The 14020-nt window shown below is 41.1% G+C and carries 15 protein-coding genes; 8 read left to right on the plus strand and 7 right to left on the minus strand.

Annotated elements, in window-relative coordinates; translation table 11 throughout:
* Nucleotides 1-56 precede the first annotated feature (56 nt).
* The 8 genes from ACZ42C_RS17670 (at nucleotide 57) to ACZ42C_RS17705 (ending at nucleotide 8195) form a co-directional block, all read left to right on the plus strand.
* Nucleotides 57-500 carry a DUF2188 domain-containing protein gene (locus ACZ42C_RS17670; protein ID WP_461180442.1) on the plus strand — a complete coding sequence of 148 codons (444 nt, stop codon included), beginning with the start codon at nucleotides 57-59 and terminating at the stop codon, nucleotides 498-500.
* A 196-nt stretch (nucleotides 501-696) separates the two neighbouring features.
* Entirely contained in the window at nucleotides 697-1554 is an 858-nt protein-coding gene (locus tag ACZ42C_RS17675; RefSeq protein WP_461180443.1) for an MBL fold metallo-hydrolase, read from the plus strand.
* 93 nt (nucleotides 1555-1647) lie between these two features.
* On the plus strand, nucleotides 1648-2364 hold the full coding sequence (locus tag ACZ42C_RS17680) for a DsbA family oxidoreductase (protein WP_461180444.1): 717 nt from the start codon (nucleotides 1648-1650) through the stop codon (nucleotides 2362-2364).
* A 647-nt stretch (nucleotides 2365-3011) separates the two neighbouring features.
* Complete coding sequence (locus ACZ42C_RS17685) at nucleotides 3012-3965, plus strand: ABC transporter permease (protein ID WP_461180445.1); 954 nt, start codon at nucleotides 3012-3014, stop codon at nucleotides 3963-3965.
* A complete protein-coding gene (locus ACZ42C_RS17690; RefSeq protein WP_461180446.1) occupies nucleotides 3955-4905 on the plus strand; it encodes an iron chelate uptake ABC transporter family permease subunit in 951 nt (316 codons plus the stop codon). Before ACZ42C_RS17685 ends, ACZ42C_RS17690 begins: the two co-directional genes overlap by 11 nt.
* The gene (locus ACZ42C_RS17695; protein WP_461180447.1) at nucleotides 4899-5654 is read left to right on the plus strand and encodes an iron ABC transporter ATP-binding protein; all 756 of its coding nucleotides are present in this window, start codon (nucleotides 4899-4901) and stop codon (nucleotides 5652-5654) included. The genes ACZ42C_RS17690 and ACZ42C_RS17695 overlap by 7 nt, the downstream gene beginning before the upstream one ends.
* A gap of 293 nt (nucleotides 5655-5947) precedes the next feature.
* The gene (locus ACZ42C_RS17700; protein ID WP_461180448.1) at nucleotides 5948-6892 is read left to right on the plus strand and encodes a siderophore ABC transporter substrate-binding protein; all 945 of its coding nucleotides are present in this window, start codon (nucleotides 5948-5950) and stop codon (nucleotides 6890-6892) included.
* 613 nt (nucleotides 6893-7505) lie between these two features.
* The gene (locus ACZ42C_RS17705) at nucleotides 7506-8195 is read left to right on the plus strand and encodes a SurA N-terminal domain-containing protein (RefSeq protein WP_461180449.1); all 690 of its coding nucleotides are present in this window, start codon (nucleotides 7506-7508) and stop codon (nucleotides 8193-8195) included.
* Between the two features lie 141 nt (nucleotides 8196-8336).
* On the opposite strand, the gene hisC is transcribed toward ACZ42C_RS17705, so the two are convergent.
* The 7 genes from hisC to hisD are packed head-to-tail and all read right to left on the minus strand — an operon-like array spanning nucleotide 8337 to nucleotide 14020.
* The gene (gene hisC, locus ACZ42C_RS17710; protein WP_461180450.1) at nucleotides 8337-9407 is read right to left on the minus strand and encodes a histidinol-phosphate transaminase; all 1071 of its coding nucleotides are present in this window, start codon (nucleotides 9405-9407) and stop codon (nucleotides 8337-8339) included.
* Entirely contained in the window at nucleotides 9400-10041 is a 642-nt protein-coding gene (gene hisIE / locus ACZ42C_RS17715; protein WP_461180451.1) for a bifunctional phosphoribosyl-AMP cyclohydrolase/phosphoribosyl-ATP diphosphatase HisIE, read from the minus strand. Before hisIE ends, hisC begins: the two co-directional genes overlap by 8 nt.
* Nucleotides 10041-10805 carry an imidazole glycerol phosphate synthase subunit HisF gene (gene hisF, locus ACZ42C_RS17720; protein WP_461180452.1) on the minus strand — a complete coding sequence of 255 codons (765 nt, stop codon included), beginning with the start codon at nucleotides 10803-10805 and terminating at the stop codon, nucleotides 10041-10043. The genes hisIE and hisF overlap by 1 nt, the downstream gene beginning before the upstream one ends.
* Nucleotides 10795-11517, minus strand: coding sequence for a 1-(5-phosphoribosyl)-5-[(5-phosphoribosylamino)methylideneamino]imidazole-4-carboxamide isomerase (gene hisA / locus ACZ42C_RS17725; RefSeq protein ID WP_461180453.1), 723 nt, complete (start codon nucleotides 11515-11517; stop codon nucleotides 10795-10797). The genes hisF and hisA overlap by 11 nt, the downstream gene beginning before the upstream one ends.
* Nucleotides 11514-12119 (minus strand): imidazole glycerol phosphate synthase subunit HisH, encoded by a 606-nt coding sequence (hisH, locus tag ACZ42C_RS17730; RefSeq protein WP_461180454.1) that lies wholly within the window; start codon nucleotides 12117-12119, stop codon nucleotides 11514-11516. Before hisH ends, hisA begins: the two co-directional genes overlap by 4 nt.
* Before the next feature lie 43 nt (nucleotides 12120-12162).
* Nucleotides 12163-12747 (minus strand): imidazoleglycerol-phosphate dehydratase HisB, encoded by a 585-nt coding sequence (gene hisB, locus ACZ42C_RS17735; protein WP_461180455.1) that lies wholly within the window; start codon nucleotides 12745-12747, stop codon nucleotides 12163-12165.
* Nucleotides 12740-14020, minus strand: coding sequence for a histidinol dehydrogenase (gene hisD / locus ACZ42C_RS17740; protein ID WP_461180456.1), 1281 nt, complete (start codon nucleotides 14018-14020; stop codon nucleotides 12740-12742). Before hisD ends, hisB begins: the two co-directional genes overlap by 8 nt.

The raw sequence follows: 14020 nt of genomic DNA on the forward strand, positions 1-14020 counted from the left end.
GTTTTATATCTTCCAGGGAGGGTATTTTATTACAAAATGGATAAGGAGGACTTACCATGCCTTGGACATTGAATGATTACCCTTCCTCCATGAAAAATTTAAATGAAGCGGCCAAAAAGAAAGCCATCGATATCGCCAATTCCATGGTGGACGAAGGTTATGATGAAGGGCGTGCGATCCCGATAGCCATCGAACAGGCAAAAGAATGGCGGGAGAACGCATCCAAATCCGAAATAGAAGAATACAAAAAAAGCGGAAAACCGACGAAACGCTCGGAAACTGGGAAAAATCATGAAAATAATCCGGAGCGGCTGGAAGAAGCACAACACGTCGTAGCCCATGGCGATGGGTGGGCTGTTCAATCAAGTAATGCAAAGAAACCAAGTAAAGTGTATAAAAACAAGCAGGATGCCGTTGATCGTGCAAAAGAAGTTGCCAAAAATAAAGGCACCTCTTTAAAAGTTTTTAAAAAAGATGGAACGCTGCAAAAAGAAGCATAAGCAGTGCATAAAAACAACCACTCTTCCAAAAATAAGGGTGGTTGTTTTTTGTCAGTAAATAAGTATAAAACCTTTCTCACTGCATAAGTGTCAGGAGCTTTTCGTCATAGTCTAGCGGTGCTTGGATGGTCGGTTAAAGGATTGGTAAAAGCTTATTTTTTCCATGGAAAAAATATAAGGAAGGAACGTGAAATATATGGATCAGGAAAGAAAACAAAGGGGACATGACACATTTATCCCCATGACTTCCGTGAATAGCGGAACGGGCAGAGAGGTAACCAAGGATGTTTACTATTATACCGATCAGATAGCAAATATTATTTTTATTGGAGAGCCAAACGGGAAATGGGTGCTTGTGGATGCGGGAATGCCTCATGCTGGAGCAGAGATTAAAGAAATGGCAAATGAACGTTTTGGCAAGGGAAGCAGACCGGAAGCAATTATCTTAACCCATGGCCACTTCGACCATGTCGGTGGTCTGGCAGACCTGATGGATGAATGGGATGTAACCATATATGCCCATGAAATGGAATTGCCTTATTTACAGGGAAAGGAAGATTACCCTGAACCGGATATGTCGGTGGAAGGCGGCATGCTGGCAAAAATATCAGGTCTTTATCCAAATGAAGCTATTAACCTGGGAAGTCGGGTGAAAGCACTGCCTGATGATCATTCCGTGCCTGGATTGGATGGATGGGAATGGATGCATACCCCAGGGCACACTCCCGGGCATGTTTCTTTTTACCGGAGAAAAGATTCCCTGCTTATTTCAGGAGATGCTTTTGTTACGGTCAGACAGGATTCCTTTTATAATGTACTCACCCAGGAGAAGGAGGTAAATGGTCCTCCGAGGTACTTAACTACAGATTGGCAACTTGCCTATAAATCGCTGCGTGCTTTGGAAGCAATCCGACCGCAAGTGGTGGTGCCCGGCCATGGTGAAGCAATGGAAGGGGAAGATTTAACAGAAGGTCTCAGGCGGCTGGCAGATAACTTTCAAAGTCTGGCAGTGCCGGATCACGGCCGTTATGTAGATGGTGATAACATACATTAATTGCATACCAGAATACCTTGTTATCTTAAGCACAATATTTTATGGAAATTAGCTTGCTGTGCTACAATGAGCTTAGAAATGAGGTGTTTTTTCATGAAAATCGAAGTTTGGTCAGATTTTGTATGCCCATTCTGCTATATTGGCAAACGAAGATTGGAACATGCATTGGAAAAATTCGAACATAGAGAAAATGTAACAGTAGAGTATAAAAGCTATGAACTGGACCCTAATGCCGAGGTAAATCCCGGCAAGAATATGCATGAATATCTGGCAAGTAAAAAAGGTATGTCGTTGGAACAGGCAAAAAGCATGAATGAATCGGTTGGAGAACAAGCGAAAGAGGTAGGGCTCGAATATCATTTTGACACGATGCAGCATACAAACACCTTTGATGCACATCGTGTGGCCAAATATGCAGAAGAACAGGGCAAAGGGAAAGAAATGACGGAAAGGCTGCTTTATGCTTATTTCACTGAATCAAAACTGATCAGTGACCACACTACATTAATTGAACTTGCGAAAGAAATTGGCCTGGATGAAGAAGCAGTAACAAATCTGCTCAAGCTGGATGACTATGCCATCCATGTGCGTGCCGATGAGGAAAATGCACGAAAAATCGGCGTTCAGGGTGTTCCTTTTTTTGTTTTTAATGAAAAATATGCTGTTTCCGGAGCGCAACCGAATGAAGTATTTTCCGAAGTACTGACAAAAGTATGGGAGGAAGAAAATGAGCAGCCCGTGCTCCAGTCATTAAATCCGAAAAAGTCAAAAACTACTTACTGTACGGATGAAGGCTGTGAAACAGAATGAACACCAATTATTGCAACCTATGGAAAATGAATCTGTAGGTTGTATTTTTATTTGCGGTGCTTCTTTACTCTATGGACGATGAAAAAACCTCCACATCCGCGAAAGCTTTTTGGTTAATAGTCTTCTAAACTTGTAATTCATTGAGAATGCAATCACCATCCAAAGAGATATCTCACCCGCAAATTAGAAAAAAATTCCATTTTAATAAATCTTATGCAGCAATTTTTAAAATAGAGGAATAAGTGCTTTTATTTCAGTCATGTCAAGGGTTCAAACGAGAATTTGCTCTCCATTGCGGATTAATTTGCGGTGACACATGTCACAAAAAAATTGAATTTGTCAGTTGATTTATATTGACGAACACATCTAATCTGCTATACTAATAATTAAGAGTCTAATTGATAATGAATATCATTCTTAATTAGATTTATTAAAAGATAATAATCGTTATTATTAGCGGCAGGAACTGGAAAATTTATACTATATATGCATGCATGCTGCTGGATATAATTACAGAACGAAGGTTTACAAAATAACAGGACAATACACATAACCGGCAGACGATGGAGGACAATTGATATTGTCGTTCCAAGTAAAATTTTAAAGTAAACACTGGAAGCGGAGAGCTTTGAAGAGAGAGTCAGCGTATGAAAATTTGGTATTTGGTTACAGCACTTATCGTTCTTTCAGTTACCTCTTTATTTTTAGGGGTTTCCGATATCTCACCATTAGATATATTTCATTTAACTGAAGAACAGGAACAAGTATTACTCATCAGCAGGCTTCCGAGGCTGCTCAGCATACTGATTGCCGGAGCAAGTATGAGTATATGCGGACTGATTATGCAGCAGTTAAGCAGAAACAAATTTGTTTCCCCGACGACTGCGGGGACTTTGGATTCAGCCCGGCTGGGTATTTTAGTATCCATGATGGTTTTTGCTTCAGCCAGTCCTTTTCAGAGAATGGTTGTATCTTTTGCGTTTGCCTTATTGGGCACATTTATCTTCATGAAGATACTGGAAAAAATTAAATTTAAAGATGCGATCTTTATCCCGTTAATCGGCTTAATGTTTGGTAATATCATTAATTCCGTATCCACCTTTTTTGCCTATCAGAATGACCTGATTCAAAATATGACATCCTGGATGCAGGGCGACTTTTCCATGATCATGAGTGGTAATTATGAACTGATGTTTGTCAGTATTCCCATTCTCATACTCGCCTATATTTACGCAAATAAATTTACTATAGCCGGAATGGGAGAGGATTTCTCCAAAAACCTGGGTTTAAATTATCGCCAGGTAGTCAATTTGGGTCTGATTATCGTGGCACTTGCCACAGCAGCAGTTGTACTGTCGGTAGGGGTCATTCCGTTTCTTGGTTTGATTATCCCCAATATTGTTACGATCTATCAGGGAGATCATTTGAAAAACAACTTGATACATACCGCATTGCTGGGTGCAGTATTTGTATTATTTTGCGATATCATTGGCAGAGTAATTATTTATCCATACGAAATTCCCATCAGCCTGACTGTTGGAGTAATAGGAAGCGGTATTTTCATTTACCTGCTGCTGAGGAGAAAGAAATATGGATTCTAGAAAAAAATTGATTATACTCGCCATTATCGCAACTTTACTAGCACTCTTGTATGTATTTTATGATCTCAGCGGAAATATTGAATATATTTTACCGCGACGAATTATTAGAGTGGTTGCCATCATTTTAACCGGTGGAGCCATTGCCTTTGCAACAGCTTTATTCATGACTGTCACGAATAACCGGATTTTGACACCGGGGGTTATGGGACTTGACTCCCTGTACTTATTAATACAAACTGTCATCATTTTCATATTTGGTTCCGGTTCACTTGTTATGATGAACAGTGAAATAAACTATTTTATTTCCATTGGAAGTATGGTGCTTTTCTCCATCATTCTTTTCAGTCTTTTGTTTAAGGGAGAAAAGAGTAATATTTACTTTCTTCTGCTTATTGGAATGATTCTTGGTACCTTTTTTGGAAGCCTGACTTCATTTATGCAAGTGCTGATTGATCCGAATGAATTCATGGTGGCGCAGGACCGGATGTTTGCGAGCATTAATAATGTAAACACCGAATTAGTGTACTTATCCGTAGGTATTGTCATTCTTGTCGTCATTTACTTTTTAAGATTCTATAAATATATGGATGTTATTGCATTAGGAAAAGATCACGCCATTAATCTCGGTGTCCCGTATGATCGGGTCGTACTGCATGTTTTAATTATGGTAGCTATTTTAATTTCAGTTGCCACTGCGTTGATCGGGCCAATCACTTTTCTCGGTCTGCTCGTTGTAAATATTGCTTATGAGTACCTGAAATCATTCCGGCACTTTTATGTAATTATAGGTTCCGTGCTGATCAGTATTATTGCATTGCTTGGTGGTCAGTTTATTGTGGAGGAAGTATTCACATTTCAGACGACGATTAGTGTAATTATCAACTTTGCAGGCGGTGCGTACTTCATATTTCTTTTGTTAAAGGAGAATAAATCATGGTAGATATAAAAAATGTTTTTAAGACGTATAACCGGAAAAAGGTCATTGAAGATGTTTCCGTTAAGATTGAAAAGGGAACCATTACCTCCTTTATCGGACCGAACGGAGCCGGAAAAAGTACATTGATTTCAATGGTTAGTCGACTTATAGCAAGAGATGATGGAGACATTACCATTGACGGGCAGGATATTTTGAAATCAAAGAACAATGAACTGGCTAAAAAGATTTCCATTTTAAAACAGTCCAATTCCATTAACCTGAAGTTGACGATCCGCGAGCTGGTTTCCTTTGGACGCTTCCCGTATTCCCAGGGGAGGCTGGATAAAACGGATTGGGAAAAGGTTGACGAAGCGATAGATTATATGGAACTGCGTGATTTACAGGATAAACATCTGGATGAGTTAAGTGGCGGTCAGCGTCAGCGTGCCCATATCGCTATGGTGATTGCCCAGGATACAGAGTACATTTTACTTGATGAACCGCTGAACAACCTGGATATGCGCCATTCCGTGCAAATTATGAAGATATTGCGCAAACTGGTGGATGAGCTCGGAAAGACGGTAGTCATTGTTATCCATGATATTAATTTTGCATCCTGCTATTCCGATAATATTGTTGCTTTAAAAGATGGGAAAGTTGTCAAACAGGGAAGAGCCTGCGATGTAATTGATAAATGTGTGTTGAAGGATATTTATGACATGGATATTGATATAAAAAACATTGATAATAAACGTATTTGTGTTTATTTCTAATATAACTGAATTGCCGGCAATCAATGTATGGAAAAACCGGGCTCGTCGACAAGCCCACAAACACTGAAAATAAAAAAAGAACCCCTTATAATAATGCAGTGCAAATCACTGGTTTATTATAAAGGAATTCAACTGAACCTTAAGTTTATCTTACAAAACAGATATCGTAAAATAATTTGCTTAACATATAGAGTGAATATTCTGACCATTAACCATGTATGCCAGTCTGGATGAGCATGTTAAAATTCACCGGACTGTATAAATCTTATAAATGAATTGGGGTTTTACTTACTATGAAAAAAATTATATATATATGTATGATTGGATTATTAGGTGTTATTGTTGCAGCATGCGGATCTTCTGATGCAAGTGATGGCAGTAATGCAGACACTGATGACGAAATGGTAACCATAACCCATGAGCTGGGTGAAACAGATGTAAAGAAAAACCCGCAGGAAGTGGTTGTGTTTGATTTTGGTATGCTGGATACATTGGATGCACTTGAACTTGATGTAGTGGCAGGGATACCAAAAGGAAATACTCCCGATTATTTACAGAAATACGAAGCTGACGAGTATGAAAATGTGGGCAGCCTGAAAGAACCCGATTTTGAAAAGATTGCAGAAATCGATCCGGATTTAATCATTATTTCAGCTCGTCAAGCGGAATTATACGATCAATTTATGGAATTGGCCCCAACTGTCCATCTTGGTGTAGATACAACCCGCTATATGGATTCCTTTAAGGAAAACATGGAGGCGATCGCTCATATTTTTGATAAGCAGGAAGAAATAGAACAAGAGTTAACAGAAATGGAAAATACCATCTCTGAAATACAGGAAAATACAACAGAAATGAATGAAAATGCACTTATTATTATGGCCAATGATGACAAAATCAGCGCCTATGGGCCGAGTTCAAGGTTTGGTATAATTCATGATGAATTTGATGTGCCTGCGGTCGATGATGGGATTGAGGCTTCCACACATGGAATGAATGTTTCCTTTGAGTATGTGACCTCCCAGGATCCGGATCGTTTATATGTGATTGACAGAGGAGCAGCTGTTAACGGCGAGTCCAATGCACAGCAAATCGTGGAAAATGAGCTTGTTAAGAATACAAAAGTATATGAAAACGACAATATATATTATCTCAATCCGGATTACTGGTACCTATCCGGCGGCGGACTGATCTCCGTCAACGAAATGATCAAAGAAATTCAGGAAAGCCTGGATTAATGGGACGAGGCTGGGACTTAACTAATTTTATCGAGAAAAACCCAAACAAACCACTTACCCAGCTCCGGGAATATACGGAGACCCCTTGAAAATGCTATGCATTTTCTCACGAAGATGTAATGCTGCCGAAGCGTTACTTGTCCAGCAGGAGAAAAGGCATCGATGAGACCCCACAGGGCAACATTAATGAAGGCCGACTAAAAACACCCTTTGCGGGTAACGTCGGCATACCCCTTGTCGGGGCAAGGAGGCTCATCAGCCGCCTGCAGCAAAGAAGACACTAAGAAAACGACCAACGGGAGTTTGATTAATGCTTTTCGGTGGGACGAGCATTTACGCGCAGTCCCAATGCTTTTCGGTGGGACGAGCATTTAGCGCAGTCCCAGATGTCGCACTTGTGCCCGTGGTGAAAGCGAAGTATATTCCCGGAGCGGCAGGTGATACTCCATCACCATGATTTGTTAGGAGTTTCTTCGAGACTTTAAAGTTATTCCCAGCCTCGTTTCTTTAATTTATGTGAATAAGGTAAAGAAGGAAGATCCGTACAGGACTTGCGTTGAAAGCATGAAATGTGTTTAGATGAAAGGACAAGGGTAAGAAAAGAGGTATTTATGTGAAAAAACTTTTTATTTTAAGCATTCTGATTAGTTTGTCTGTAATCGTGGCTGCGTGCGGAAATGATGAGGAAGAAACCGGAAACCCGGAAGCACCGGTGGATGAACAGGTTGATATTTCCGAAGATGAAAGGGTGTCACCGGATACACTTGTTGCGACGGTCAATGGAGATGAAATAAAAGGCGATCGTTATAATCCAATTTATACACAGGTGAAAATGCAAATGGCTCAATTTGGAGAAGATGCCAGTGACCTTGATTTACTGAGGGAACAAACGCTAAACGTTTTGGTGGAACAGCAGCTGATCAGCCAGGATGCAGAAATGGTAGGCATTGAAGTAACCGAGGATGAAGTAGAGAACGAATTTAATGAACTGAAGGAACAAAATGAAGAACAGCTATCCATTGTGCTTGAAGAATTTAATTTAACAGAAGAAGAATTTAAAACGCAACTGAGAGACGATTTAATTACAGAGGAATATATTAATTCTGAACTCGATATTGAAGTGTCCGACGAAGAAGTAGAAGAATTTTATGAGCAAATGAGAGAAGAAAATGAAGATATCGAAGAATTGGATGAACTGGAAGCGTTGATCCGTGCGCAACTGGAGAATCAAAAGACACAGGAACAGTTGCCTGTGAAATTGGAAGAACTGAGGGAAAACGCGGATATTGAGCATATGATTTAGAATGACAAATGAAATAGCATACCAATCACTGCTAATAGTGAGCTGGTATGCTATTTTTTATTTTCGCTCTTAAAAAATGATTATGGACAATGACATTTTATGGATAAGTGGCCAAATGGAACAAAAGTGCCTCATTCATAACTATATAAAGGAACCTCCCTGCATCACCAGGTCCAGCTTCTCAAAAAATGTCTCCATCTGCTCATCTGTGCCAATTGTAATACGAATATAATTATCTATCTCCGGTTTGTTAAAGTATCGGATCAATATCCCATTTGCTTTTAAGTCTTCATATAATTGACTGGCATTCTTCTGGTAGTGACAGGCGAAAATAAAGTTGGTCTGTGAAGGCAGCACATGGAATCCTCTTTTTTTCATTTCTTTTGTAACCCATTCTCTCGTACGGATAATTTTTTCTTTCGTTTTTTTAAAGTATACTCTGTCCAGAATGGCAGATCGGGCACCTGCCATAGCCAACCTGTCAATGGTATATGAGTTAAACGAGTCTTTTGCCCGGTTTAATCCTTCAATTAATTGAGGGTGACCTATTGCAAAGCCGACACGCAATCCTGCGAGAGACCGGGATTTGGACAATGTCTGGATGACAAGTAAATTTTCATAGTGGGCAGTCAATTCCACGGCGGATTTTTCGGCAAAATCCACATAAGCTTCATCCACAATGACTACGTTATCCGGATTATTTTCGGCAATCTCCCTGATGAACTCCTGTTTTAAATAAATACTTGTCGGCGCATTTGGGTTCGGAAAAATCACACCGCCTTCGGATTGGAAGAATGCTTCCACAGGAAGGGTGAAATCTCTGTTTAACGGCACTTCCTCTACCGGGATATGGAAAAAATCGGCATACACTGGGTAAAAACTGTACGTAACAGCAGGATAACGTATTTTTTTATGTCCTTCAAAGAAAGCCATAAACGAAAAGGCGAGTAATTCGTCTGAACCGTTTCCGGCAAAAACCCGCTCCTTATCAACACCATAATAGTCGGCAACTGCGTCTCTAAAAGGTGCCGCTGAAGGGTCCGGATAAAGGTGCAGTTTTTCCAGCTCCAGATTCATTGCCTCTTTTACCTTTGGAGAAGGAGGATAAGGATTTTCATTGGTGTTCAGTTTGATGATGCCGGGATCATTTATTTGCTCACCCGGAATATAAGGTTTTGCACGTCTGACTGTTTCACTCCAGAATTTACTCATTCTGATTCCCTTCTTTTTGAATATGTCTTTTACGTAACTCATGTTGAATATCAGAAACAGAAACATCAAGTAACTCCATGAACACAAGCGTATGGTAGGTTAAATCAGCAATTTCCCATGTGACTTCCTGTTTGTCATTATTTTTTGCCCCAATAATAACCTCACTCGTTTCCTCCCCGACCTTTTTCAGGATTTTATCAATTCCTTCGTTAAATAGATAGGTTGTATAGGAGCCTTCTTTTGGATTCTTTCTCCGTTCTTTTATGTTATCCGTGAGCATGTCAATCACATCGGATGCTGCGCTTTTATCCTGAAATAAGGTATTGTGGAAGCATGTTTCCTCACCCTTATGACATGCCGGTCCCAAAGGATCCACTTGGATGAGGAGGGCATCCTGGTCACAATCAAAGCTGATATGTTTTACGATTTGTTTGTTTCCGGAAGTCTCGCCTTTATTCCAGAGCTCCTGGCGCTTTCTGCTGTAAAACCATGTTTCCCTGGTTTCCAGTGTTTTCTGTAGGGATGTTTTATTCATATATGCCAAAGTCAGTACTTTTTTTGTCTGTACGTCCTGAATAATGGCGGGAATCAATCCGTCTTCATCAAAGGACAGGTTATTAATATTAATCGTCATTACGTATTCCTCCTGACAGCAATTCCTTCTTCAGCCAGATATTCTTTTAATGCCGGAATGGGGATTTCATTATAATGAAAAACAGAAGCTGCCAATGCAGCATCTGCATAGCCTTCTCTTAAAACGCTTGAGAAATGTTCAGGTTTTCCGGCTCCGCCGCTTGCTACAATTGGTATATTGACCACAGAGGCTACAGCTTGCATTAAGGCCAGGTCATAGCCACTTTTTTCACCATCTGTTTCAATGGCATTCAGCACAATTTCACCGGCACCAAGCGTTTCACCCTGTTTTGCCCATTCCAGAACGTCCTTTTTCGTATTTTTTCGCCCCCCGTGGGTAAACACTTCCCATTTGTTCTCACCGGTTTTTTTGGCATCAATGGAAAGAACAATGCATTGGGAACCAAATTTCAAGGCTGCTTCTTTAATAAGATCCGGGTTCTGAACGGCAGCACTATTGATTGACACTTTATCGGCGCCGGCATGGAGTATGCTGTGAATGTCACCCAATGTGCGGATTCCCCCGCCGACAGTGAACGGAATAGCATTTTCTGCCGCCACCTTTTCTACAATATCCAAAAAAATATTACGCGCTTCGTTAGATGCCGTTATATCATAGAAGACCAGTTCATCTGCACCATCACGGTTATACCTCTTCGCCAGTGCCACAGGATCATCCACATCCTGAATATCTTTAAATTTCTTCCCTTTCACTACTCTTCCCTTGTCCACATCCAGACACGGAATAATGCGTTTAGCCAGCATTTCCTTCCACCTCCAATGCTTCTTCAAACGATAAAGTACCGTCATATAATGCCTTGCCGATGATGGCGCCGTACAATTTTCCTTCTTTTAATTTTCGAATATCCTCTTTTGTAGTGACCCCGCCTGAAGCGATGACATGAATGGAAGCTGCCTCATTCATGGTTTGAAGTTCAGCAAAATTTGGCCCTTTCAGCATGCCGTCTTTTAAAATATCCGTATAAATAATTGTCTTCACACGAAGGGATTCCAACTCTTTCACCAAATCAACAGCTTTCACTTCACTCGTTTCCGTCCATCCATTGGTGGCTACATAGCCATGACGCGCATCAATAGAGACAGCAATTTTCTCTCCATAGCTTTTGACAGCGCTGTGTAAAAAATCTCTGTCATTAATCGCTGCTGTACCGATAATGACCCGGGACACACCGGCTTCCACATATTTTCTCACCGTTTCCATGGAGCGGATCCCTCCACCAATTTGGACAGGAATAGAAACATTTCCGGTAATCCGGCTGATGACGTCCTCATTTGCAGCGGTTCCTGTTTTTGCTCCGTCAAGATCAACAATGTGAAGGTATTCGGCTCCTTTTTTCTCCCACTTCATTGCCATATCGGCAGGGGATGTGCTGTATATGGTTTCTTTATTATAATCACCCTGAATGAGCCTTACACACTTTCCGTTTTTTATATCAATGGCCGGAAAAAGAATCATGAGATCATCTCCCCAAAGTTTTTTAAAAGCTGTAATCCGGCTGCTCCGCTTTTTTCCGGATGGAACTGCATGCCGGTAATATTATCCTGTTGGACAATGGCAGGGATTTCCCCGCCGTAATTCGTGCTGGCCAGAAGTGTCTTGTGATCAAGGGCAGCAACTTTATAGGAATGGACAAAATATACAAAGTCGTCTTCATTAATCTGATTTAAGAGGGGAACGTGCTGATGCTTAGTCAGTGTATTCCATCCCATATGGGGAACTTTCACAGAATTGCTGATTCTATGAATCTCTCCTTTTAACAGTTGAAGTCCTTCCCATTCCCCATCTTCATAGCTTGTTTCATAAAATAGCTGCATCCCAAGACAAATGCCGAGTATGGGTTTACCTTTTTTCGCTTCTCTTTGTAAAATCTCCGGTAAACCTGAATGATAAAGAGCTTGAATAGCGTCATGGAATGCCCCGACACCAGGAAGAATGATGGCATCACTATCTGTAATTTTCTTTTCATCCGCTGTAAGAACGGAGGCTAGATGTAATCTATTTAATGCAAATTGCAGACTTTTAATATTGCCTGCACCGTAATCTATGATTGCGATCATGTAACATGCTTCCTTTCGGGGATAGACCTATCTTCAACGTAAGCTATAACGTGCCTTTCGTTGATGGTATTCCTTTGATTCGATCATTCTTTTGGCTGGCAAGGTCTATTGCTCTGCCAAACCCTTTAAAAATGGATTCAATGATATGGTGTGTGTTTCTTCCGTATTGCAAATTAACATGAAGGGTAACGCCGGCATGTCTGGTAAAGGCTATAAAGAACTCTTCCACCAGTTCTGTATCAAAGGTGCCGACTTTATCCTTTAGCCCTTCCACCTGGAAAACGAGATATGAACGGCCGCTTATATCCAGTGAAATCGTGGATAATGCTTCATCCATCGGGGTGGTGATCGTTGCATATCGGGTCATTCCCTCTTTATTGCCAAGGGCTTGATCGAATGCCTGCCCAAAAGCAATCCCAATATCTTCGACGGAGTGATGCTGATCCACTTCCAAATCTCCATCACAGTTCACATCCAAATCCAGGAGGCCGTGTTTGGCCATGAGTGTAAGCATATGATCAAAGAAGCCAATTCCTGTTTTTATGTTTGAACGACCGTCACCATCAATGTCCACACGTAAATTTATGTTCGTTTCCTTTGTTTCTCTTTTTACCGATGCATTACGCATTTTTGTCATCCTTTCTAACTTGAATGGCATTTGCATGTGCTGTTAAACCTTCTGTTTCGGCAAGTTGAATAATATCTTCCGCCGCATCCATTAAGGCCTCTTGGGAAAAATGAATGATGCTGGATTTCTTTACAAAATCATACACACCAAGCGGGGATGAGAATTTGGCTGTTCCGTTAGTCGGCAGGGTATGATTAGGCCCGGCATAATAATCGCCAAGCACTTCAGCTGATGACTCACCGATAAATATGGCACCTGCGTTTTTAATAAAAGCTAGATCGTCGGAAGGGTGGTTTGTCATTAATTGTAAATGCTCAGGTGCAAGTTCATTAATGACGTCATACGCTTCCTGTATATTTTCCGCTATAACACATTTGCCATTCTGTGCAAGTGACTTCTCCATAATCTGCCGCCTTTCCAACGTGGCGGATTGTCTGTTGACTTCTTTTAAAATATTTTCCGCTGTCGTTCGGCAGGTGGACACACAAATGCTGCTGGCTGATTCATCATGTTCGGCCTGTGATAACAGATCGGCTGCAGCGTACTTGGCATTTGTTGTCTCGTCTGCCAGGATGCAAATTTCACTTGGACCTGCAATCATATCAATATCCACGTCCCCAAACACCCATTTTTTTGCACGGGCGACAAATGTATTTCCCGGCCCGGTAATTTTTGATACCTTTTTCACTGTTTCTGTTCCGTAAGCAAGAGCCGCAATAGCCTGGGCTCCGCCAAGCTTATAGACAGTGTCAGCTCCGGCGATCCGGGCTGCAGTCAATACATATGGGTTTACCGAGCCATCCGGCTGGGGCGGGGTGGTGATGGCGATGTTTTCCACGCCGGCTATTTTGGCAGGGATGACGTTCATTAACACGGTTGATGGATAGGCTGCTTTTCCGCCCGGAATGTAAATCCCTGCTTTCTCCATGGGAGTGATTTTTTGCCCGAGTGTCACGCCTTTTTCTTTTTCAAAAAACCATGACTTCTCTACTTGCTGCCGGTGGAACTCCTCGATATTCGCTTTTGCTTTCTGCAGTGCATGGATGACAGAAGGTTTAACCTTCTGCTCGGCCTCTGCAAATTCATTCTCTGTAACGATGAGATGATCAAGTTTTGCTCCATCAAATTTTTCTGTATAGGAATAAAGGGCCCGATCTCCGTTTTTTCTTACCTGGCCAATGATTTCCGTGACTTGCTCATCTATTTGATTTACTGCTGTTTCCTCGGCGGAGGCGGATTTATTTGTAAACTGTTTTGCTGTCAGCATCTCCAT

The sequence above is a fragment of the Virgibacillus kimchii genome (assembly GCF_055379185.1).

What these genes read in the sequence shown, in the direction of transcription:
- ACZ42C_RS17670 (WP_461180442.1), top strand. Translation starts at nt 57, where the DNA reads ATGCCTTGGACATTGAATGATTACCCTTCCTCCATGAAAAATTTAAAT.
- ACZ42C_RS17675 (WP_461180443.1), top strand. Translation starts at nt 697, where the DNA reads ATGGATCAGGAAAGAAAACAAAGGGGACATGACACATTTATCCCCATG.
- ACZ42C_RS17680 (WP_461180444.1), top strand. Translation starts at nt 1,648, where the DNA reads ATGAAAATCGAAGTTTGGTCAGATTTTGTATGCCCATTCTGCTATATT.
- ACZ42C_RS17685 (WP_461180445.1), top strand. Translation starts at nt 3,012, where the DNA reads ATGAAAATTTGGTATTTGGTTACAGCACTTATCGTTCTTTCAGTTACC.
- ACZ42C_RS17690 (WP_461180446.1), top strand. Translation starts at nt 3,955, where the DNA reads ATGGATTCTAGAAAAAAATTGATTATACTCGCCATTATCGCAACTTTA.
- ACZ42C_RS17695 (WP_461180447.1), top strand. Translation starts at nt 4,899, where the DNA reads ATGGTAGATATAAAAAATGTTTTTAAGACGTATAACCGGAAAAAGGTC.
- ACZ42C_RS17700 (WP_461180448.1), top strand. Translation starts at nt 5,948, where the DNA reads ATGAAAAAAATTATATATATATGTATGATTGGATTATTAGGTGTTATT.
- hisC (WP_461180450.1), bottom strand. Translation starts at nt 9,407, where the DNA reads ATGAGTAAATTCTGGAGTGAAACAGTCAGACGTGCAAAACCTTATATT.
- hisIE (WP_461180451.1), bottom strand. Translation starts at nt 10,041, where the DNA reads ATGACGATTAATATTAATAACCTGTCCTTTGATGAAGACGGATTGATT.
- hisF (WP_461180452.1), bottom strand. Translation starts at nt 10,805, where the DNA reads ATGCTGGCTAAACGCATTATTCCGTGTCTGGATGTGGACAAGGGAAGA.
- hisA (WP_461180453.1), bottom strand. Translation starts at nt 11,517, where the DNA reads ATGATTCTTTTTCCGGCCATTGATATAAAAAACGGAAAGTGTGTAAGG.
- hisH (WP_461180454.1), bottom strand. Translation starts at nt 12,119, where the DNA reads ATGATCGCAATCATAGATTACGGTGCAGGCAATATTAAAAGTCTGCAA.
- hisB (WP_461180455.1), bottom strand. Translation starts at nt 12,747, where the DNA reads ATGCGTAATGCATCGGTAAAAAGAGAAACAAAGGAAACGAACATAAAT.
- hisD (WP_461180456.1), bottom strand. Translation starts at nt 14,020, where the DNA reads ATGGAGATGCTGACAGCAAAACAGTTTACAAATAAATCCGCCTCCGCC.